The sequence below is a fragment of the Kineococcus sp. NBC_00420 genome (assembly GCF_036021035.1).
Taxonomy (GTDB): Bacteria; Actinomycetota; Actinomycetes; order Actinomycetales; family Kineococcaceae; genus Kineococcus.
Genome location: NZ_CP107930.1, coordinates 3560875 through 3581412, shown reverse-complemented (window position 1 = coordinate 3581412; position 20538 = coordinate 3560875). Strand labels below are relative to the sequence as shown.

The 20538-nt window shown below is 72.5% G+C and carries 19 protein-coding genes; 8 read left to right on the top strand and 11 right to left on the bottom strand.

What is annotated here, in order from left to right; all coding sequences use genetic code 11:
* The first annotated feature begins 13 nt into the window (after nt 1–13).
* Together OG218_RS17625 and OG218_RS17620 are read left to right on the top strand one after the other, a co-directional pair.
* Nucleotides 14–832: a hypothetical protein gene (locus OG218_RS17625; RefSeq protein WP_328294537.1), complete on the top strand. Its 819-nt coding sequence runs from the start codon at nt 14–16 to the stop codon at nt 830–832.
* On the top strand, nt 829–1518 hold the full coding sequence (locus OG218_RS17620) for a class I SAM-dependent methyltransferase (RefSeq protein WP_328294536.1): 690 nt from the start codon (nt 829–831) through the stop codon (nt 1516–1518). Before OG218_RS17625 ends, OG218_RS17620 begins: the two co-directional genes overlap by 4 nt.
* Here the strand turns inward: OG218_RS17620 and OG218_RS17615 are convergent.
* On the bottom strand, nt 1485–3281 hold the full coding sequence (locus OG218_RS17615) for a putative bifunctional diguanylate cyclase/phosphodiesterase (protein WP_328294535.1): 1797 nt from the start codon (nt 3279–3281) through the stop codon (nt 1485–1487). The two genes, OG218_RS17620 and OG218_RS17615, sit on opposite strands and share 34 nt — an antisense overlap.
* Nucleotides 3278–4396 carry a GGDEF domain-containing protein gene (locus tag OG218_RS17610; RefSeq protein ID WP_328294534.1) on the bottom strand — a complete coding sequence of 373 codons (1119 nt, stop codon included), beginning with the start codon at nt 4394–4396 and terminating at the stop codon, nt 3278–3280. The genes OG218_RS17615 and OG218_RS17610 overlap by 4 nt, the downstream gene beginning before the upstream one ends.
* 179 nt (nt 4397–4575) lie before the next feature.
* Here OG218_RS17610 and OG218_RS17605 point away from each other — a divergent pair, with 179 nt between their 5' ends.
* The 3 genes from OG218_RS17605 (at nt 4576) to disA (ending at nt 7635) form a co-directional block, all read left to right on the top strand.
* Nucleotides 4576–4941 carry a hypothetical protein gene (locus OG218_RS17605; protein ID WP_328294533.1) on the top strand — a complete coding sequence of 122 codons (366 nt, stop codon included), beginning with the start codon at nt 4576–4578 and terminating at the stop codon, nt 4939–4941.
* 95 nt (nt 4942–5036) lie between these two features.
* A complete protein-coding gene (gene radA, locus OG218_RS17600) occupies nt 5037–6455 on the top strand; it encodes a DNA repair protein RadA (protein WP_328294532.1) in 1419 nt (472 codons plus the stop codon).
* A gap of 100 nt (nt 6456–6555) precedes the next feature.
* Nucleotides 6556–7635 carry a DNA integrity scanning diadenylate cyclase DisA gene (gene disA / locus OG218_RS17595; RefSeq protein ID WP_328294531.1) on the top strand — a complete coding sequence of 360 codons (1080 nt, stop codon included), beginning with the start codon at nt 6556–6558 and terminating at the stop codon, nt 7633–7635.
* Between the two features lie 33 nt (nt 7636–7668).
* On the opposite strand, the gene OG218_RS17590 is transcribed toward disA, so the two are convergent.
* A complete protein-coding gene (locus OG218_RS17590; RefSeq protein WP_328294530.1) occupies nt 7669–8376 on the bottom strand; it encodes a hypothetical protein in 708 nt (235 codons plus the stop codon).
* A 64-nt stretch (nt 8377–8440) separates the two neighbouring features.
* Between OG218_RS17590 and OG218_RS17585 the strand changes: the two genes are divergently transcribed.
* Complete coding sequence (locus OG218_RS17585) at nt 8441–9337, top strand: A/G-specific adenine glycosylase (RefSeq protein ID WP_328294529.1); 897 nt, start codon at nt 8441–8443, stop codon at nt 9335–9337.
* A 7-nt stretch (nt 9338–9344) separates the two neighbouring features.
* Here OG218_RS17585 and arfB read toward each other — a convergent pair whose 3' ends face one another.
* The 6 genes from arfB to OG218_RS17555 form a co-directional block, all read right to left on the bottom strand.
* Entirely contained in the window at nt 9345–9770 is a 426-nt protein-coding gene (gene arfB, locus OG218_RS17580; RefSeq protein WP_328294528.1) for an alternative ribosome rescue aminoacyl-tRNA hydrolase ArfB, read from the bottom strand.
* Nucleotides 9771–9895: 125 nt separating this feature from the next.
* Nucleotides 9896–11317 carry a GntT/GntP/DsdX family permease gene (locus OG218_RS17575; protein ID WP_328294527.1) on the bottom strand — a complete coding sequence of 474 codons (1422 nt, stop codon included), beginning with the start codon at nt 11315–11317 and terminating at the stop codon, nt 9896–9898.
* A gap of 14 nt (nt 11318–11331) precedes the next feature.
* The gene (locus OG218_RS17570) at nt 11332–11829 is read right to left on the bottom strand and encodes a gluconokinase (RefSeq protein ID WP_328294526.1); all 498 of its coding nucleotides are present in this window, start codon (nt 11827–11829) and stop codon (nt 11332–11334) included.
* Entirely contained in the window at nt 11826–12371 is a 546-nt protein-coding gene (locus OG218_RS17565) for an amino-acid N-acetyltransferase (protein ID WP_328294525.1), read from the bottom strand. Before OG218_RS17565 ends, OG218_RS17570 begins: the two co-directional genes overlap by 4 nt.
* A 192-nt stretch (nt 12372–12563) precedes the next feature.
* On the bottom strand, nt 12564–15065 hold the full coding sequence (locus OG218_RS17560) for an ATP-dependent Clp protease ATP-binding subunit (protein ID WP_328294524.1): 2502 nt from the start codon (nt 15063–15065) through the stop codon (nt 12564–12566).
* Nucleotides 15066–15365: 300 nt separating this feature from the next.
* Nucleotides 15366–16499: a citrate/2-methylcitrate synthase gene (locus tag OG218_RS17555; RefSeq protein WP_328294523.1), complete on the bottom strand. Its 1134-nt coding sequence runs from the start codon at nt 16497–16499 to the stop codon at nt 15366–15368.
* A 54-nt stretch (nt 16500–16553) separates the two neighbouring features.
* Between OG218_RS17555 and OG218_RS17550 the strand changes: the two genes are divergently transcribed.
* Nucleotides 16554–17672, top strand: coding sequence for a citrate synthase (locus OG218_RS17550; protein WP_328294522.1), 1119 nt, complete (start codon nt 16554–16556; stop codon nt 17670–17672).
* A gap of 33 nt (nt 17673–17705) precedes the next feature.
* The gene (locus OG218_RS17545; protein ID WP_328294521.1) at nt 17706–18740 is read left to right on the top strand and encodes a LacI family DNA-binding transcriptional regulator; all 1035 of its coding nucleotides are present in this window, start codon (nt 17706–17708) and stop codon (nt 18738–18740) included.
* On the opposite strand, the gene OG218_RS17540 is transcribed toward OG218_RS17545, so the two are convergent.
* Nucleotides 18741–19568: a hypothetical protein gene (locus OG218_RS17540; RefSeq protein WP_328294520.1), complete on the bottom strand. Its 828-nt coding sequence runs from the start codon at nt 19566–19568 to the stop codon at nt 18741–18743. It abuts the gene before it with no gap.
* A complete protein-coding gene (locus OG218_RS17535) occupies nt 19565–20536 on the bottom strand; it encodes an ABC transporter ATP-binding protein (protein WP_328294519.1) in 972 nt (323 codons plus the stop codon). Before OG218_RS17535 ends, OG218_RS17540 begins: the two co-directional genes overlap by 4 nt.
* Nucleotides 20537–20538: the final 2 nt, after the last annotated feature.

The following is a 20538-nucleotide window of genomic DNA, read 5'->3' as shown; positions in this document are numbered from 1 at the left end:
TTACCCTGCAGCGGTGAGCGAGGAGACACCGCTGGACACCGCCCGCCTGTGGGTGGAGTTCCCCGACCCCGACGACGTCGAGCGCGGTCTCTCCGCCGAGGAGGGCGCCGACACCGTCTACCGGATCGACCTCACCTGGCTGACGAGCGACTACACCTGCATCTTCGGCAACGGCTGTCCCGGGATCTACGCCGACCGCCCCGACGTCGGCTGCTGCGCGCTCGGCGCCCACTTCACCGAGAAGGCCGACGAGAAGCGCGTCGCGAAGGTCGTCAAGAAGCTCACCCCGCAGACCTGGCAGTTCTTCGAGGAGGGCCGCAAGGAGAACGGCGGCTGGACCGAGGTCGAGGACGGCGCCCGCAAGACCCGCGTCCACCAGGGCGGCTGCATCCTCGCCAACCGGCCCGGTTTCGCCGCCGGGGCCGGCTGCGCCCTGCACCAGCAGGCCCTGCGCGACGGCGTCGACCCGCTGGAGTACAAGCCCGACGTCTGCTGGCAGCTGCCGCTGAAGCGCTCCTACCGCACGGTCACCCGCGGTGACGGGACCACCTACCTCGAGGTCAGCATCGCCGAGTACGACCGGCGCGGCTGGGGCGAGGGCGGCCACGACCTCGACTGGTACTGCACCGGCAACCCCGCCGCCCACATCGGCACCCGGCCGGTGTTCCGCAGCTGCGAGAACGAACTGCGCGAGATGATCGGCGACCGGCCCTACGAGGAACTCGCGAGGCACTGCGAGGCCCTCGTGTCGCGCTCGCGCGACGGTTCCGCGCACCGGCGCCTGCTCCCCCTCACCGTCCACCCCGCCGACCCGGGCCGCGCCGGCCGGTGAGCGGTTCGGTCATCCCCAGCCCGAACGTCTGGAACTCCCCCGACGTCTACGAGCTGGAGAACCTGGCGTTCGACCGCGGCGGGCTCCTCGAGGCGGCCGTGCGCCGCACGCACGACTGGTCGGGGGCCGACGTCCTCGACGTCGGCTGCGGCACGGGGTTCCACCTCCCGCGGTTCGCGGAGCGGGCCCGCTCGGTCACCGGCGTCGAACCCCACCCCCCGCTGCTGCGCCGTGCGCTGCACCGGGTCCGCGGGATCGACGGGGTCCGCGTCCTGCACGGCGAGGCCGGCGCGCTGCCGCTGCCGGACGCGAGCGTCGACGTCGTGCACGCTCGCTGGGCCTACTTCTTCGGCCCGGGCTGCGAACCCGGCCTCGCCGAGCTCGACCGGGTCGTGCGCCGCGGCGGGACGGCGTTCGTCGTCGACAACGACGCGACCCGCTCCACCTTCGGGCGCTGGTTCCAGCGGTCGCTGCCGCGCTACGACGCCGTCGCGGTGGACCGGTTCTTCGCGCGGCGCGGGTGGTCCGTGCAACGCCTCGACGTCGCCTGGGAGTTCGAGCGCCGCGAGGACCTCGAGGCGGTCGTCGGCATCGAGTTCACCCCGCGCCAGGCGCAGGAGATCCTCGCCGAGCACGCCGGGACCCGCGTGGACTACGCCGTCGTGCTGCGGTCCCGGGAGTTCTGAGCCTCCACCGCGAGGTGCTTCAGCGCGTCCGCGAGCGCCAGCGGCCGGGCGAAGAGGTAGCCCTGTCCCCACGTGCACCCCGCCCCCCGGACGACGGCGTGGGACTGGTCGGTCTCGATCCCCTCGGCCACGGTCACCAGACCCAGCGCCGAGCTCAGCGTGACGATGCCGGAGAGCACCGCGGCCCCGACGGCGTCGGCCGAGTCGCTCACGTCGTCCACGAACGACTTGTCGATCTTGAGGATGTCGACGGGCAGCCGGCGCAGGTAGGACAGCGAGGAGTACCCCGTCCCGAAGTCGTCGAGGGCGATGCGCACGCCGAGGGCCCGCAGCTCCTGCAACGTGTTCCCGGCCGCGGAGAGGTCGGCGACGGCGACGCTCTCGGTGACCTCGAGGCAGAGGCTGGAGGGTTCCACCCCGTGGCGCAGCAACGCCTGCGCGACGTCGTCGACGATCCCCGGCCGGCGCAGCTGGTGCCCGGAGAGGTTGACGCTGATCTCGAGGTCGTCGCGTCCGGAGGAACGCTGCAGCTCCACCGCGGCGGCGAGCGCGGTGTCCAGGACGAACGCCCCGAGCGCGATGATCGTGTCCGACTCCTCGGCGATCGCGACGAACACCGAGGGCGGGACGGACCCGCGGGTGGGGTGGTCCCAGCGCACGAGGGCCTCGAAGCCGACCGTCGCGGACCGCTCGAGGTCGACCAGCGGCTGGTAGAGCACCCGCAGTCCCTCCCCGTCGGCGTCGAGCGCCCGCCGCAGGTCCGCCGCCAGCTCGGCCCGGTCGTGGGCGCTGTCGAGCAGGCTGCGCGAGAACGGGATCCAGCGGTCACGGCCGCCGGACTTCGCGGCCGTCACCGCGACCCCGGCCTGCTGGAACACCTGCCGCCCGGCCTCGTCCGCGTCGGCGGGCGCGTCGGCCACCGACAGCACGGCCGTCCCGACGCTGGTGGTGATCGCCACCGTCCGGCCGAGGACGGACAGGGGCTCGCGGACCGCCTCGACGGCGCGCTCGGCCAGGACGGGCAGGGCCCGGTGGACCTCGGGTTCGGCCCCGCGCAGCAGCACGGCGAACTCGTCGCCGTCGAGGCGGCAGAGCCGCCCACCCCCGCCGCTCGCGTTCCCGACGACGTCGGTCAGGCGCTCGGCGATCCGGCAGACGACCTCGTCGCCGACGGCGTGGCCGTACCGGTCGTTGACGAGCTTCAGCCCGTCGAGGCTCAGCACCAGCAACGCGGTGTCGTCCCCGGCGTGCAGGGCGGCGCGGAACCCGTCGAAGAGCTCACGCCGGTTGGGCAGTCCGGTCAGCGGGTCGTGGGCGGCGAGGTGGCGCAGCGCCTCGACGTTGCGCTTGTCCTCGGTGATGTCCTGGGCGTTCCAGATGACCCCGCCGACCCCGCGGACGTGGCGGGCGTCGCTGAAGCGGACCCGGCACCAGCGGACCTCGCCCGTGGCGCGCACGACGAAGCGGTGCTCGCTGTCGACGGGCCCGGCCCCCGGGACGCACGCGGCGAGCAGGCGCGCGCGAGCTGCCTCACGGTCCTCCGGCACGACCCAGTCGAAGGCGTCGCTGCCGACCAGCGCCCACCGCTCGAGGTTCCAGCGCCGGCTGAAGGTGGGCGAGGTGAAGGACACCCACCCGGTCGGGTCGGTGACCAGGACCTCGTCGCTGGCCTCCCGGGCGAGCGCCTCGTAGCTGGGTGAGACGGCGGGCAGGCCGAGCGCGCGCAGCGTCTCCCCCAGCCGCAGGAACGGGGCGCGCCTCACCGGATCGCCGCCAGCACGCGGTCGCGGCCGGCGGACTTCGCCGCGTACACGGCGCCGTCCGCGGCGGCCAGCGCGCTCTCCCAGGTCCCCACGGCCACCCCGACGCTGATGGTCACGACGTCGCCGCCGTCGGGGCGGGAGGGGTGCGGGCGGGCGAGGTCGCGCACGGCGGCGCACAGCCGCTCACCCGCGGCGAGGACGTCCTCACGGTCGGCGCCTTCGAGCAGCACGGCGAACTCCTCCCCACCGAAGCGGGCCACGACGTCACCCGGCCGCGAGTGGGCGGCGAGGGTCTCCGCCACCAGCGTGAGGCACCGGTCGCCCTCGAGGTGTCCGAACGCGTCGTTGTAGGCCTTGAAGTGGTCGACGTCGACCACGAGGACCCCGACGGGGGTGCCCTCGGCGGGCAGCCGCTGCTGCAGCCCGCGCCGGTTCAGCAGGCCCGTCATCTCGTCGCGGTGGGCGGCCTCGTCGAGCGCCGCGATGAGGTCCTCGCGTTCCGCGCCCAGCGCGCGCTCACGACGCTCGGCGAGGAAGCGGGCCCGTTCGCTGCTCTCCACGCTGCCGGCCATCACGAGGCCGAACATCCCGCTGACGGCGACCGCGAGCAGCGCCGCGACCTGGGTCGCCGCGGCGTCGGCCCCGATGAGGGCCTGCCCCCAGGCGACGGCGGCGAGCATGGCGACGAGGGAGGCGGCGGCGCGCCGGACGTCGGAGCGCAGCAACGTCACGAAGAACACGACGACGATGAAGGAGCCCCCGAAGTAGGCGCCCCCCAGGGCCGCCGGGGCGCTGTACTGGATCGCGGCGATCGCGAGCACCACGAGCACGGCGGCCGCGGCGACGAGCGGGCCGTCGATGCCCGAGGCCGGTTTCGCGCGGAGCCGCCGGCGGCGGAGGACCAGACCACCCAGCACCAGGGGGGTCACGACCCCCAGTCGCAGCAGCAACGAGAAGGCCAGGACCTGCGGGGCGAGGGCGAGGTCGACGAGGACGTAGGCGTCGAACATGAGCAGCCCCAGCAGGGCCGTCGGGACGAAGTACCGCGAGCGGGCCCGGTTGCGGGCACGCTGGAAGTCCCGCTCGAGGTCTCCCTCGAACAGTTGCCACCTCACGACGCGTTCCCCCGGCACCCAGTGGGTGTCGACCGCTGCGGGCGGTGGCAGCAGGGGGTCTCACCCACGCGGCGTAGGAGTCGGTGCAGGAGTCGGTGCAGGAGTCGGCGCAGGAGTCGGGGGGAAGCCGTTGCCGACCTGGGTCGTCACGAAGGGTCCCGACGGTGGATGATGGAGGCATGAGCGCGCACGCCACCCCGCCGGTCCAGCACGAGGAACAGCGGGCGCTGGCCCCCATGAAGTGGACCAGGCCCACGCCCGGGACGGTCCTGGCCCTGGGCATCTGGGTCGTGGGTCTGGTCCTGGCGGGGGTCGTCCCGCTGCTCCTGCTGGGGGCGAACCCCTACGAGGCGGCGCCGGGCGCCCGGATCGTCGTCGGGTTGGCCTTCACCCTCGCCGGTGCGCTCGTCATGGTCTTCTCGGCCTACCTGCTCTACCGCAAGAGCGGCAGCATCGGCGCCGCGATCCTCGCGTTCGTGCCGAGCTTCGTCTTCGCCACGCTGGGCATCCTGATGACCACGATGAAAGTCCTCTACGGGGTCTGACCCGCCACTCCGCTCCGACACGGCCCGCCCTCCCCTCGGGGAGGGCGGGCCGTGTCGTGTCCCCTCTGTCGGAGCCGCCGTCTACGGTTCCTGACGTGCCCGTGAAGACCACCAGCAAGACCGCCCGACCCTCCTACCGCTGCACCGAGTGCGGCTGGAGCACGGCGAAGTGGGTCGGGCGCTGCGGGGAGTGCCAGGCCTGGAGCACCGTCGAGGAGGTCGGGTCGACGCGGGTCGTGGGTCTGCGGGCCTCCGCCACGGGCAGCGCACCGGTCCGGCCCGCGCGGCGCATCTCCGAGATCAGCAGCGCCGAGGTGAAGAACCGGCTCAGCACGGGGCTGACGGAGTTCGACCGGGTCCTCGGGGGCGGGCTCGTCCCGGGGCAGGTGCTGCTGCTCTCGGGTGAGCCGGGGGCCGGCAAGAGCACCCTCCTGCTGACCACGGCGGACAGCGTGGCGAAGTCGACGGGACGTCCCGTCCTCTACGTCTCGGGCGAGGAGTCGGTCGAGCAGATCGCGGTGCGGGCCCGCCGCATCGGCGCGACGTCGGAGCACCTCTACCTCGCCGACACCAACGACCTCGCCGAGGCGATCGGCCACCTCGACGCCCTCGGCCCCGACGTCGCCCTGGTCATCGTGGACTCCGTGCAGACGATGGCCTCGGGCGACGTCGAGGGCCGCGCCGGTGGGGTGACGCAGGTGATGGAGGTCGCGAGCACCCTCACGCGACTCGCCAAGTCCCGCGGCATCGCGCACTGCCTCGTCGGCCAGGTGACCAAGGAGTCCACGGTCGCCGGGCCCCGGGCCCTCGAGCACGTCGTCGACACGACGCTGGCGCTGGAGGGCGACCGCCAGACCACGCTGCGGCTGCTGCGGGCCGTCAAGAACCGCTACGGCGCGGCCGACGAGATCGCCTGCTTCGAGCAGACCGACGCCGGGATGGTCGAGGTGCCCGACCCCAGCGGCCTGTTCCGCGCCTCCCGCGAGCAGCCCGTCCCGGGGACCTGCATCACGGTGACGGTCGAGGGCCGGCGTCCGCTCATCGCCGAGATCCAGGCGCTGGTCTCGCCGACTAACGCCCCCAACCCCCGCCGCGGGGTCAGCGGTCTCGACGTCTCCCGGGTGGGGATGCTCATCGCCGTCACCGACCGGATCGCGAAGGTCCGCCTCTACGACAAGGACGTCTACGCCGCGACCGTCGGCGGGATGCGCTCCAGCGACCCGGGCAGCGACCTGGCGATCTGCCTGGCGATCACCTCCGCGGCCCAGGAGTTCGCGCTGCCGCTGGACGTCGCGGCCATCGGGGAGGTCTCCCTCTCCGGCGACATCCGCCGGGTCACGATGCTCGGGCCGCGCATCGCCGAGGCCGCGCGGCTCGGCCACCGCAGGATCCTCGCGCCGCCGGGGGCCAAGGAGGCCGTCAGCGCGACCAAGGTGAAGGCGGCGATCATCGAGGTCGCGACCATCCGCGAGGCCCTCGAAGCGCTCCGCGCGCTGCGCCCGGAGGACGCCTGAGCCGGTTCGGCGAGGGCGACACACCCGTCCCACCCGCACCGCGGTTAGACTCCGACCAGGTTCGGATGTGCGCGAGACGATCGTTTTCGGAGGGTGACCCGTGGTCGACCGGACGCCGGACGAGGTCCTGCGGCAGACCCTGGCGATCATCGCGCCCGGGACGGAACTGCGCGACGGTCTCGAGCGCATCCTGCGCGGTCGGACGGGCGCCCTCATCGTGCTCGGTCTGGACCGCGTCGTGGACTCGTTGTGCACCGGGGGTTTCACCCTGGACGTCGAGTTCTCGGCCACCCGGTTGCGGGAACTGGCCAAGATGGACGGTGCGATCGTCCTGGACCGCGACGTGTCCCGGATCGTGCGCGCGGCAGTGCAACTCGTCCCCGACTCCGCGATCGAGACCAGCGAGTCCGGCACTCGGCACCGCACCGCCGAACGCGTCGCGAAGCAGACGGGTTTTCCCGTCATCTCCGTGTCGCAGTCGATGCGGATCGTCGCCGTCTACACCGGGAACCGCCGCTACGTCCTCGAGGGTTCCGACGCGATCCTCGGCCGCGCGAACCAGGCGCTGCAGACCCTCGAGCGCTACCGCGCCCGCCTCGACGAGGTCACGGGCACGCTGTCGGCCCTCGAGATCGAGGACCTCGTGACCGTCCGCGACGTCTGCTCGGTCGTGCAGCGCATCGAGATGGTCTCCCGGATCGCCGACGAGATCTCCGGTTACGTCGTCGAACTCGGGGTCGACGGCCGTCTGCTCTCGCTGCAGCTCGACGAACTCGTCGGCGGGGTCGGTCCCGACCGTGAACTCGTCGTCCGCGACTACCTCGAGGCGAGCCGCTACGAGGGTCCGCTGGAGCAGGTCCTCGAGAACCTCGCCGGGTTGCACCAGTCCGACCTCGTGGACCTCGCGCAGGTCGCGCGCGTCCTCGGGTTCTCCGTCGGCGGCGACTCCCTCGATTCCGCGGTGAGCCCCAAGGGTTTCCGCCTGCTCAACCGGGTCCCGCGGTTGCCCGGTGCCATCGTGGAACGTCTCGTCGACCAGTTCGGCGACCTGCAGAAGCTGCTCGCGGCGAGCATCGACGACCTCATGACCGTCGACGGTGTCGGCGAGCAGCGTGCCCGCGCGGTGCGCGAGGGGCTCTCGCGCCTGGCGGAGAGCTCGATCCTCGAACGCTACGTCTGAGGCCGCGCCCCACGGGGTGGGTCGCGGGGACGGTCAGCTCGTGAGGGCGATCGTCAGGGGTGCGGTGACGATCTGGTCCCACGTCGCCGTCACCGTGTAGTTGCCGTCGGCGACGGCCTGCTGGTCGGGGGGGCAGCCGGCGGCGGAGTGCAGCCGCGACCAGACCGTCGTCATCGCGCGGTTCTTGGACGGCTGGATCGTGTAGACCTGCGACGCCGTGGAGGCCTCGCAGTCGGCCGTGGACCACACCTGGGCCCCCGACGCGTCGGTCGCCACGAGGCCCCGCACGCCGCTGCCGATCTCGGCGGTGCAGGCGGTCTGGGAGGTGTTGGTGACGGTGACCACGAACCGCGGGGCCTTGCCGGGGCCGTAGGTGGTGGCGTCGGAGGTGAGGGCGACGGTCAGCGCGGCGGGTTCGCACGGGGCGACCGCCCCGGTGCCGGTCGCCGTCGGCGACCCGGTCGCGCTGCCCGTGGGGCTGTCCGCCGGGCTGTCTGTGGGGCTGTCTGTGGGGGTGGCACCGGGCGAGGTGCTGGGACCGGGGGCGGCGGTGAGGGTGGAGGCGACGTGACTGGGGTCGAGCTTCTGACCCTGGGCCGCGGCGTCGTCGGTGGCGGTGAGAGCGCGGATCCCGACGACGGCGAGCACGATGACCACGAGCAGTACGACAATGGTCACCAGGCGTCGTCGCCAGTAGATGCCCTTGTCCTCAGGTCCGACGGGGTGCAGGACGCTGCTCACCGGGGAAAGGTAGGTGTCCGGCGTGTCGGGCGCCGGGAGGCGCGCCGTGCGACGATCCCCCGCGATGACTCCCACCACCCCGGACCACGTCCTGGACCTGCACGACACGGTCCTGGACTGGTACGCCGACCACGCCCGCGACCTGCCCTGGCGCGCGCCCGACCGCTCACCCTGGGGGGTCCTGGTCAGCGAGGTCATGCTGCAGCAGACCCCCGTCGCCCGGGTGCTGCCGCAGTGGGAGGCGTGGATGCAGCGCTGGCCGACGCCCACCGACCTGGCCGCCGACCCGCCCGGCGAGGCCGTGCGGATGTGGAACCGGCTCGGCTACCCGCGCCGGGCGCTGCGCCTGCACGCGGCGGCCGTCGCGATCCGCGACGAGCACGGTGGTCTCGTCCCCTCCGAGCACGCGCAGCTGCTGTCGCTGCCGGGGGTCGGCGCCTACACCGCGGCGGCCGTGGCCTCGTTCGCGTTCGGGCAGCGGCACGCCGTCGTCGACACCAACGTCCGCCGGGTGCACGCCCGCGCGGTGACCGGGACGGCAGAACCGGCCGCCTCGCTCACCGCGGCCGAGAACCGGCTGGCCGTCGAGCTGCTGCCCGACGACGAGGCCACCGCCGCCCGCTGGGCCGTCGCCGTCATGGAGCTGGGGGCGCTGGTCTGCACGGCGCGCTCCCCCTCGTGCGGACGGTGCCCGTTGGTGTCGCGGTGCGCGTGGGTGCTGGCGGGTCGCCCCGCCCCCACCGGCCCGCCCCGCCGCGGGCAGGCCTGGGCCGGGACCGACCGCCAGGTGCGGGGGAAGCTGCTCGCGGTCCTCCGCGCGTCCTCGGAGCCGGTCACCGCGGAGGAGCTCGCCGCCTGCTGGTCGGACGCGGCCCAACGCGAGCGCTGTCTCGACGGGCTGGTGTCCGACGGTCTCGTCGAACCCCTCCCCGACGGCCGCTTCACCCTCCCCCGCTCCTGAGCACGGGTCAGTCGTCGGTGGAGCGGCGGAGGCGTTTGGTGTCGCTGCGCTGACGCTTCGTCTCCAGCCGGCGACGTTGCGAACCCCGGGTGGGCTTCGTGGGGCGCCGCTTCGCCGGCTCGGGGGCGAACGCCGCCGCGAGCTGGCTGCGCAGCCGTTCCGCGGCGGCCGCCCGGTTGCGCAGCTGAGCGCGGTGCTCCTGGGCCGCGACGGTGAGGGTGCCGTCGACGAGCCTGCCCTCGAGGCGCCCCAGCGCACGTTCGCGCAGGTCCTCGGGCACCGACGGTGACCGCTCGAGGTCGAAGGTCAGCTCGACGCGGGAATCGGTGGTGTTGACGCCCTGCCCGCCGGGCCCGCTGGAGCGGGAGAACCGTTCGCGGAGTTCCGCCTCCGGGATCGTCACCCGGCGGTTCACCACGAGGTCGCCGTCCACACCCCCACCCTCCCACCTCGCGGAAACAACACTTTCCGCCCTGCCACCCCGCCCCTTCCCGGCGGAAACAACACTTTCCGCCCCGACGGCGCGCTCGTGGGGGCGGAAAGTGTTGTTTCCGCGGGTCAGAAGGCCAGGCTGAGGAGCAGGACACCGCCGAGACCGCACACCGAGATGACGGTCTCCATGACAGACCAGCTCTTCAGCGTCTGCCCCACGGTGAGGCCGAAGTACTGCTTGACCAGCCAGAACCCGACGTCGTTGACGTGGGAGAAGAACAGCGAGCCGGCCCCGACCGAGAGGGCCAGCAGGGCGAGGTGGTTGGCGGAGAGGTCACCCGCCAACGGGGCGACGATGCTCGCCGCGGTGATGGTCGCCACCGTCGCGGACCCCGTCGCGAGCCGGATGAGCACGGCGACGATCCAACCCAGGATCAGCGGCGACAGGCTCAGCACGGACGCCTGCTCCCCCACCAGCTTCCCGACCCCGGCGTCGATGAGGACCTGCTTGAACCCGCCGCCGGCGGCGATGATCAGCAGCGTCGAGGCGATCGGCGGCAGGGACGCGTCGATGGTCGAGCCGATCCTGCGCCGATCCATCCCGACGCTGAGCCCCAGCAACGGGATCGCGGCGAGGACCCCGATGAGCAGGGCCACCAGCGGGGTGCCGAGAGCCACCAGCAGCGTCCGGGCGCCGTTCTCCTCGGGCAGGGCGATCTCGGCGACGGCGCGGGCGAGCATCAGTGCGACCGGGAGCAGGACGACGGTGAGGATGCCCGGCAGGGAGGGTCGGCGAGCGTCCGGATCAGCACCCCCGAGATCACCGCCCGTCGTGGGCAGGTGCTCGGCGTCCTGGGGGCCGAAGCGCGAGACCAGCGGCGCGAGCAGCGGACCGGCGATCACCACGGTCGGGATCGCGAGAACCAGACCGAAGGCGAGGGTCCGGCCGAGGTCGGCGTGCAGGTTGTCGATCGCGACCAGCGGTCCCGGGTGCGGTGGCACGAACCCGTGCAGCACGGACAACCCGGCCACGGCGGGGATCCCGAGGCTCAGGACCGGACGGCCGGTGCGCTTGGCGACGAGCACGACGATCGGGACGAGCAGCACCAGCCCGATCTCGAAGAACATCGGCAGACCCACGACGACGGCCGCACCGGCCAGGGCCCACGGCAGCGCCTTGCCGTGGACGCGGTCCACCACGCGGTCGACGAGCTCATTGGCCCCGCCGGAGTCGGCCAGGAAGCGGCCCAGCACCGCCCCCAGCGCGACGAGGATGCCGACGTCGGCGAACGTCTTGCCCGCGCCACCGGCGGCACCGTCCCCGTCGCCGAGCCCGATGGAGAACGAGGCGACGATGTCAGCGACCGGCATCCCCGCGACGAGACCGAGGACGGCCGAACCGAGGATCAACGCGATGAACGCGTTGAGCTTGGCCCACGAGACGACGACGACCACGACGGCGATGCCGAGCAGTGCGGCGACCACCAACCGGGTGTCGGTGCCCGTCCAGGCGGCAGACTGGACAGCGGTGGACAGGGCGGTCGTCATCGACACCTCCGGGGTCAGAGGTGTCGGAGCACCTCGTTCAGCACGTGATCGGGACCACCCTGCACCCGGACCCGGAACCCGCGCTCGTCGGGGTGGAGATCCTCGAGGGTGTCGAGCTGGCTGCGCAGCAACGACGCCGGCATGTAGTGGTTCTTCCGCTCGGCCATCCGCTGCTCCAGGACCTCGGCCGGGACCTGGAGTTCGCAGAAGACGACGGAGGGGTTGTCCTTGGCCAGCAGGTCCCGGTAGACCCGCTTGAGCGCCGAGCAGGTGACGACGACGGACTCCCCCGCGGCCTCGCGTGCGGAGATCCAGTCGGCGATGGACTGCAGCCAGGGCCAGCGGTCCTCGTCGGTGAGGGGGTGCCCGGACGCCATCTTGGCGACGTTGGCCTCGGAGTGGAACTCGTCGCCCTCGGCGTAGGTCCAGCCCTTGGCCGTGGCCAGGTCCTGCGCGAGCGTCGTCTTCCCGCTGCCGGAGACGCCCATGACGATCACCGTCGTGCTGCTCATCGGTTCCCTCCACCCGCCGCGGGGACGACCCGCAGCATCCTGCTGTTGCCCAGCGTGTTCGGTTTGACGCGAGCGAGGTCGAGGAACTCCGCGACCCCCTCGTCGTGGCTGCGGAGCATCTCGGCGTAGACCTCCGGCTCGACCGGGGTCCCCTCGATCTCGACGAACCCGTGCCGTGCGAAGAACGCGGTCTCGAAGGTGAGGCAGAACAACCGGGTGACCCCGAGGTCGTCCGCGCGCTGCAGCAGCGCCTCGAGGATCCTGCCGCCCGCACCCGACCCCCGGACGGCCGGGTCGACGGCGAGGGTGCGGACCTCGGCGAGGTCCTCCCACAGCACGTGCATCGCCCCGCACCCCACGACCCGGGCGCCGTTCTCGTCGCGCAGCTCGGCGACGACGAACTCCTGGACGGCCTCGTAGAGGGTGATGAGCTCCTTGCCCAGCAGGATGCGCTGGCGCGCGTAGACCTCGACGAGCCGTCGGACCTCGGGGATGTCTCCCGTCCGGGCGGGACGGACGAGGACGTCGGATCCGGTCGGCACCCCGTGATCCTCCCAGACGCGGCGCGGTGCACGAGTCGGTGGGATCGTTGCCTCCCCGGTCCCACTCGCCGGGAGCGTTGGCCCAACGGTGACGTCGAGTGTCCTCGTGGAGTCAACGATCCCCCTCGGGCACCGTGGACGCAGAACGGCCCGGCACCCCACGAGGGGTGCCGGGCCGTCGTGCTGGTGAGGTCAGTCCTCGATCGTGTCACCGACGGGGACGGTCACGGGCAGGTCTTCCTTCGAGGTGCCCTCGAAGGTGAACTTCTGCTCGGTGCCCTCGCCCTCGGTGTCCACCGAGATGATCTGGCCGGCGCGGAGTTCGCCGAAGAGGATCTTCTCGGACAGGACGTCCTCGATGTCGCGCTGAATGGTGCGGCGCAACGGACGAGCACCCAGGACCGGGTCGTAGCCCTTGGTCGCCAGCAGGACCTTCGCCGACGGCGTGAGCTCGATGCCCATGTCCTTGTCCTTCAACCGGTCGTCCACCCGCTTGATGAACAGGTCGACGATCTGGACGATCTCCTCCTGCGTCAGCTGCGGGAACACGACGATGTCGTCGACGCGGTTGAGGAACTCGGGCCGGAAGTGCTGCTTGAGCTCGTCGTTGACCTTCGACTTCATCCGGTCGTAGTTCGTCTGCGAGGTCTGCGACCCCGCGGCGAACCCGGTGCCGACGCCCTTGGAGATGTCCCGCGTCCCCAGGTTCGTCGTCATGATGATCACGGTGTTCTTGAAGTCGACCATGCGGCCCTGGGAGTCGGTCAGACGACCGTCCTCCAGGATCTGCAGCAGCGAGTTGAAGATGTCCGGGTGCGCCTTCTCGACCTCGTCGAAGAGGACCACCGAGAACGGCTTGCGCCGCACCTTCTCCGTGAGCTGACCGCCTTCTTCGTAGCCGACGTAGCCGGGAGGGGAGCCGAAGAGGCGGGAGACGGTGTGCTTCTCGGAGAACTCCGACATGTCCAGCTGGATGAGGGCGTCCTCCTCACCGAAGAGGAACTCCGCCAACGCCTTCGCCAGCTCCGTCTTACCCACCCCGGTCGGACCGGCGAAGATGAAGGAACCACCGGGACGCTTGGGGTCCTTCAACCCCGCGCGGGTGCGTCGGATCGCCTGGGACAGCGCCCTGATGGCGTCGTTCTGGCCGATGACGCGCTTGTGCAGCTCGTCTTCCATGTGGAGCAGTCGCGTGGACTCCTCCTCGGTCAACCGAACGACCGGGATGCCCGTGGCAGTGGCCAGGACCTCGGCGATCAGTTCCTCGTCGACCTCGGCGATGACGTCCATGTCGCCGGACTTCCACTGCTTCTCGCGCTCGCCCTTCTGCGCCAGCAGCTTCTTCTCGCCGTCGCGCAGGGACGCGGCCTTCTCGAAGTCCTGCGCGTCGATCGCGCTCTCCTTCTCGCGGCGGACGTCGGCGATGCGCTCGTCGAACTCGCGCAGGTCCGGCGGTGCGGTCATGCGGCGGATCCGCAACCGGGCGCCGGCCTCGTCGATCAGGTCGATCGCCTTGTCCGGGAGGTAGCGGTCGTTGACGTAGCGGTCGGCCAGCGTCGCGGCCGCGACCAGCGCAGCGTCCGTGATCGAGACGCGGTGGTGCGCCTCGTAGCGGTCGCGCAGACCCTTGAGGATCTCGATGGCGTGGGCCAGCGTCGGCTCCGGGACCTGGATCGGCTGGAAGCGACGCTCCAGGGCCGGGTCCTTCTCGATGTGCTTGCGGAACTCGTCGAGGGTCGTCGCCCCGATGGTCTGCAGCTCACCGCGCGCGAGCATCGGCTTGAGGATCGAGGCCGCGTCGATCGCGCCCTCGGCGGCACCGGCCCCGACGAGGGTGTGGATCTCGTCGATGAACAGGATGATGTCGCCGCGGGTGCGGATCTCCTTGAGGACCTTGCGCAGGCGCTCCTCGAAGTCACCGCGGTAGCGCGACCCGGCGACGAGCGCGCCGAGGTCGAGCGTGTAGATCTGCTTGTCCTTCAGCGTCTCCGGCACCTCGCCGCGCACGACGGACTGCGCGAGCCCTTCGACGACGGCGGTCTTGCCGACCCCCGGTTCACCGATGAGGATCGGGTTGTTCTTGGTGCGACGGGACAGGACCTGCATGACGCGCTCGATCTGCGGGTCGCGACCGATGACCGGGTCGAGCTTGCCCTCGCGGGCGGCCTGGGTCAGGTTGCGGCCGAACTGGTCGAGGACGAGCGACCCGGACGGGGTGCCCTCCTGCGGACCGCCGGCGGTCGCGGGCTCCTTGCCCTGGTAGCCCGACAGCAGCTGGATGACCTGCTGCCGCACGCGGTTCAGGTCGGCACCGAGCTTGACGAGCACCTGGGCGGCGACGCCCTCACCCTCGCGGATGAGGCCGAGCAGGATGTGCTCGGTCCCGATGTAGTTGTGGCCCAGCTGCAGCGCTTCGCGCAGCGACAGCTCGAGGACCTTCTTGGCGCGGGGGGTGAAGGGGATGTGACCGGACGGGGCCTGCTGGCCCTGACCGATGATCTCCTGGACCTGCTCGCGGACCGCGTCCAGGGAGATGCCCAGCGACTCGAGGGCCTTGGCGGCGACGCCTTCACCCTCGTGGATCAGGCCGAGCAGGATGTGCTCGGTCCCGATGTAGTTGTGGTTGAGCATCCGGGCCTCTTCTTGGGCCAGGACGACGACCCGTCGGGCGCGGTCGGTGAACCTCTCGAACATGCGGCGCTCCTCGCGGGTGGTCGAGTCCGCGGGAGCAAGTCCCCCACGAACCATTCCGATGCTAGACCCGAGCTCCGACACGTTCACTCCCGTCCGCGTCCTGCGGAGGTTCGTGAGGCGTTCGTGACCCGGTTGTCCTGTCCAACTTGCGCCCCGCACAGGGTGTTCCGCCACCTCGTTCGCCGTTGGCGCAATGCCCGCGAACCCCTCAGGAACGCCGTCGAGCGGCCGGGAGGCACTGCCCGGGGTGGCCCTCGTGGACCCCGCCCCCGCGACCGGCGGGTGGAGCCGACCTCCCCGTCAGGGCAGCGGTGAGGGCGCCGGCGGCCCGTCGTAGCGCGCGGCGGGCCGGATGATGCGGGGGTCCTGCGCCTGCTCGAGGACGTTGGCGCACCAGCCGATCACCCGGCTGGTCGCGAAGGTCGGGGTGAAGAGCGAGGGGTCGAGCCCCGCCTGGGCCATCACGACCCCGGCGTAGTACTCGACGTTGGCGTGCAGCGACCGGCCCGGCTTGAGCTCGGCGAGCACCGCCACGACCCGGTCCTCCACCGCCGCGGCGAGCTCGGCGAGGTCCCCGCCGAGCTCGAGTGCGGTCTCGCGCAGCAGGACGGCACGGGGGTCGCGGGTCCGGTAGACGGCGTGGCCGAACCCCATGACCCGGCCCCCGGCGGCGAGCTGGTCGCGCACCCACTGCTCGGCGCGCTCCGGCGTGCCGATCTCCTCCAGCGCCGCGAGGGCCCGGTCCGGGGCACCCCCGTGCAGCGGCCCGGAGAACGCTCCGAGCGCGGCGACGACGGCGGCGGCGACGTCCGCCCCGGTGGAGGCGACGACGCGGGCGGTGAAGGTCGAGGCGTTGAAGCCGTGGTCGACGGTGCTCACCAGGTAGCGACGGATCGCCCGGACGTGCTCGGGTGCGGGCTCGCGACCGGTCAGCATCCACAGCCAGTTCGCCGCCGCGTCGAGGTCCTCGCGGGGGGCCACGGGCTCCGCCCCGGAGCGGAGGCGGTGCAGGGCGGCCAGGACCGTCGGGGTCAGCGCGCAGACCCGCAGCGCGTCGGCGGCCCGGGCGGCGGGGTCCAGGTCGTAGACGGGCCGGAACCCCTCGGCGGCGCCGAGCAGGGACAGCGCCGTGCGCAGCCCGCTCAGCAGCGGGCCCCCGGCGGCCGCGACGACCGGCAGCGCGTCCGCCAGCACCGCGGGCAGGTGCCGCTGGGCGGCGACCTCGGCCAGGAAGCCCTGCGCCTCCAGCGGCGTGGGCAGCGCGCCGCAGTGCAGCAGGAACCACACGTCCTCGACGCTGCGGTGGCGGGCCAGGTCGATGGCCGAGTACTGCCGGTAGTGGAAGAACCCCTCGTCACCGCGCACATCACCGAGCCCGGTCGTCGTGACCACCACACCGCGCAACCCTGCGGGGACCTCGCTCGTCAGCGTCATGCCCGTCACCGTCCGCGCCTTGACGTGGCGGCGTCAACGTTGATCCGATCAACCGTGGGTGAACTGCTGACGACCGCCGAGGCGGCGCACCGCCTCGGGGTGAAGGTCGCCACGCTCTACGCCTACGTGAGCCGCGGGCAGCTGCTCTCCCACGCCGCCACCGACGGCCGGGGCAGCCGGTTCGACGCGGCCGAGGTCGACGCGCTGGCCGGGCGCGGGCGCAGCGGCCGCCGCCCGGTGGGGGCCGTGGAGACGGTCCGCAGCGCGCTGACCTCGATCGACGGCGACCGGTTGCGCTACCGCGGCCACGACGCGGTCGAGCTCTCCCGCGGGCACTCCTTCGAGGCCGTCGCGCGGCTGCTGTGGTCCGGCACCGCGACGCCGGGTCCCTTCGCGGCGGACGCGGAGCTCAGCCGGCAGGCGCGTGTGGTGCTCGACGCCCTGCCGGCGGGGTGCCGGCTGCCGGACCGGCTCCGCGTCGCGGTGAGCGTCGTGGGCGCGCTCGGTGGCGCCCTCGGCGGTGCACTGAGCTCCCCGGAGGTCGTCCTCGGCTCGGTCCTGGGGGCCCTGGCCCCGGGGCCGTCCGTGGGCGAGGGGCTCGCGGCGGCGGCGGGCGCCCCCGGGGTGCGCCTGGACGCGCCGCTGGTCCTGCTGGCCGACCACGGCCTCGCGGTCTCGACGGTCGCGGCCCGGGTGGCGGCGAGCGCCCGGGCACCGCTGACGTCGGTGCTGTCGGCGACGCTCGGTGCGGCGGACGGGTCGCTGCACGCGGGGGCCGTCTCGGGGGCCCACCGCTTCCTCGCCGACGCCCTGGGCGGGTCCCTCGTCGTGGAGCCCGGGGTGCGCCCTCCCGGGTTCGGGCACGTGGTGCACGCGACGTCGGACCCGAGGGCCGAGGAGTTGCTGGCGACGGTGCTGACGGTGCTGCCGGCCTCGCCGGTCGCGGAGGTCCTGCCCGCGGTGCTCGAGCGGGTGGTCCGCGTCCACGGTGCGGGTGCCTTCCCCAACGTGGACCTGGGTCTCGCGGCCTTCACCCACGCCCACGGGTTGCCGGGCGAGGTGGGCGAGCTCCTCTTCGAGGTGGCGCGCTGCGCGGGGTGGATGGCGCACGCCCTCGAGGAGTACGCCGCCCCGGCTCTTCGTTTCCGTGTACGAGGCTTACACGGAGAGTGATCTTTCTAGAAGCTTTGAGCTAGGGTTCGTGCCATGTCGGGCGTGAGCATCAAGGACGTCGCCGCCCGGGCCGGGGTGTCCATCGGCACCGTCAGCAACGTGCTCAACCGGCCCTCGTCCGTGTCGGAGCCGAACCGGGTCAAGGTCCTCGAGGCGATCCACACCCTCGGCTACGTCCGCAACGAGTCCGCCCGCCAGCTCCGCGTCGGCCGCAGCCGGTTCATCGCGCTGGTCGTCCTCGACCTCGCCAACCCCTTCTTCTCCGAGCTCGCCCGCGGAGCCGAGGAGACGGCCGAGGCGGGCGGGCACACCCTGCTGCTCTGCAGCAGCGCCCAGGACGTCGAGCGCGAACGCCGCCACCTCGAGATGCTCCGCCAGCAGCGGGTGGCCGGGATCGCGCTCTCCCCCGTCGACACCTCCGAGCAGCGCCTCGCCGAACTCCGCACGCTCGACGTCCCGCTCGTCCTCGTCGACCGTGACGATCCCGACGGGACGACCCGCTCGGTGTCGGTCGACGACATCGAGGGCGGCCGGCTCGCGACCGCGCACCTGCTCGAGTCCGGTCACCGCCGGATCGCGGTCGTCGGCGGACCGCGCGGTTTCACCCAGGTCGACCAGCGCTTCGAGGGCGCCCGACGGGCGGTGGCCGCGGCCGGCCTGCCCCCGGAGACCCTCGTCGAGATCGTCGTGGACCGCCTGGACATCGACAACGGTCGACGGCAGGGGGTCCGGCTGGCCGGCTGGTCACCCCCGGACCGCCCCACCGCGGTGTTCTGCCTCAACGACCTCGTCGCCATCGGCGTCCTGCAGGAGGTCGTGCAGCGGGGCCTCAAGGTGCCCGACGACCTCGCGATCGTGGGCTACGACGACATCGACTTCGCCGCCGCGGCAACGGTTCCCCTGAGCTCCGTCCGCAAACCCAAGGACGTCCTGGGCCGCTCGGCGATCCGGATGCTGTTGGACGGGACCCCGGACGCGGAGAACCACGGGGACCTGCCGGTCGTGCACCACGACCGGCAGGTCGTCTACCTGCCCGAACTCGTCGTCCGGGCCTCCTCCGGGAACTGATCAGACGTCGCGGGTCTTCACCGAGAGCGCGCCGACCCCGAGCAGGACGGCGACCCAGAGGGCGAACACCGCGAGACCGGCGCCGGGCGGGAGGAAACCCGGGGCGTCGGAGACGGAGACGAGGTTGTTCGTCGTGTTGGTGAAGAAGTACTCGTTGATGGTGTCGCCACCCCAGCTGTCCGGGACGAGCTGGAGCAACGGCGGGACGACGAAGATCGCAGCCACCACCGTGCAGATCGCGCCGGCGGAGTTCCGCATCAGCGCGCCCAGCCCGAGGCCGGCCAGGGCGACACCGACCAGGAGGGCGACGGTTCCGAGCAGCGCCCGAAGCACTCCCGCGTCGCCGATGGAGATCCCGAAGTCCCGGGTGTTCAGGATCGCCTGACCCAGGAAGAACGCCACGAACACCGCGACGCCCAAGACCACCGCGACGGTGACCGCGAGCACCAAGGCCTTGGCGAAGAAGACCCCGAGCCGGCCGGGAGCCGTGACGAAGGACGTGCGGATCATCCCGGTCGAGAACTCCCCCGCGATCACGATGACCCCGACCGACGCGACGACGAGGGTGGCGATCTGCGCACCCGTCGTGCTGGCGGCCAGGGCGTCGAGGCCCGGAGGGCCCTGCGTCGGGTCGGCCGAGCTCATGATCGAGCGGGCCGCGAACGAGAACGCGACGCCGATGCCGATCGTGGCGAGGAACGACGCCGCCATCGTCATGACGACGGAACGGACGCTCCAGAACTTGATCCACTCCGAACGGACCAGCCCGGGGAAGGTCACCCGGTGCTCGACGGGGCGGAACTGCTGGACCTCGACGGTCGCGCTCACCGCGACACCTCCTGTCGGCTCTGGGCGGGTTCGGGAACGGGGGTGGTGTCCCCGGGACCGGCGGGTCCGTGCGCCTGGTACTCGAGAGCGCCCGCGGTGAGTTCCATGAACGCCTCCTCGAGGGAGGCCTTGACGGTGGTGAGTTCGTGCAGGGCGACCCCGCGGGCGGCCGCGGCGTCGCCGACGGCCTGCGCGGACATCCCCCGCACGTCCCAGCTGCCGTCCTCCAGGGCCGTGAGCGTCCCGCCGCCGGAGGTGACGAGGTCGCGCAGCTGCTCGGCCTGCGGGGACCGGACGGTCACACCGCGCGGCTGGACCCGGGCGATGAAGTCGCGCACCGTCTCGTTGGCGATGAGCCGGCCCTTGCCGATGACGACCAGGTGCTCGGCGGTCAGCGCCATCTCGCTCATGAGGTGCGAGGACACGAAGACGGCCCGGCCCTGACGGGCGAGCTCCTTCATGAGGTTGCGGATCCAGAGGATGCCGTCGGGGTCGAGGCCGTTGACCGGCTCGTCGAACATGACGGTGCTCGGGTCACCCAGCAGCGCGGAGGCGATCCCGAGGCGCTGCCCCATCCCGAGGGAGAACCCACCGGCGCGCTTGCGGGCGACCTCGCGCAGGCCGACGAGGTCGATGACCTCGTCGACGCGGGAGGTACCGATGCCCGCGGTCGCGGCCATGGCCTGCAGGTGCCGGTACGCGGAGCGGCCGGTGTGCACGGCCTTGGCGTCCAGCAGGGCCCCGACCGAGGACAGCGGCGCGCTGTGCGCGCTGAAGGGCTTGCCGTCGACGAGCACCTGACCGGCGGTCGGGCGGTCCAGGCCGACGATCATGCGCATCGTCGTGGACTTGCCGGAGCCGTTCGGCCCGAGGAACCCGGTGACGATGCCTGGGCGCACGGTGAAGCTGAGGTCGTGCACCGCGACCTTCTTGCCGTAGACCTTGCGCAGGCCGACCGCCTCGATCATGG

Coding starts and splice junctions, on each gene's coding strand:
- OG218_RS17585 (WP_328294529.1), top strand. CDS start 8,441: ATGACTCCCACCACCCCGGACCACGTCCTGGACCTGCACGACACGGTC.
- OG218_RS17545 (WP_328294521.1), top strand. CDS start 17,706: ATGTCGGGCGTGAGCATCAAGGACGTCGCCGCCCGGGCCGGGGTGTCC.
- OG218_RS17575 (WP_328294527.1), bottom strand. CDS start 11,317: ATGACGACCGCCCTGTCCACCGCTGTCCAGTCTGCCGCCTGGACGGGC.
- OG218_RS17605 (WP_328294533.1), top strand. CDS start 4,576: ATGAGCGCGCACGCCACCCCGCCGGTCCAGCACGAGGAACAGCGGGCG.
- OG218_RS17570 (WP_328294526.1), bottom strand. CDS start 11,829: ATGAGCAGCACGACGGTGATCGTCATGGGCGTCTCCGGCAGCGGGAAG.
- OG218_RS17535 (WP_328294519.1), bottom strand. CDS start 20,536: ATGATCGAGGCGGTCGGCCTGCGCAAGGTCTACGGCAAGAAGGTCGCG.
- OG218_RS17560 (WP_328294524.1), bottom strand. CDS start 15,065: ATGTTCGAGAGGTTCACCGACCGCGCCCGACGGGTCGTCGTCCTGGCC.
- OG218_RS17555 (WP_328294523.1), bottom strand. CDS start 16,499: ATGACGCTGACGAGCGAGGTCCCCGCAGGGTTGCGCGGTGTGGTGGTC.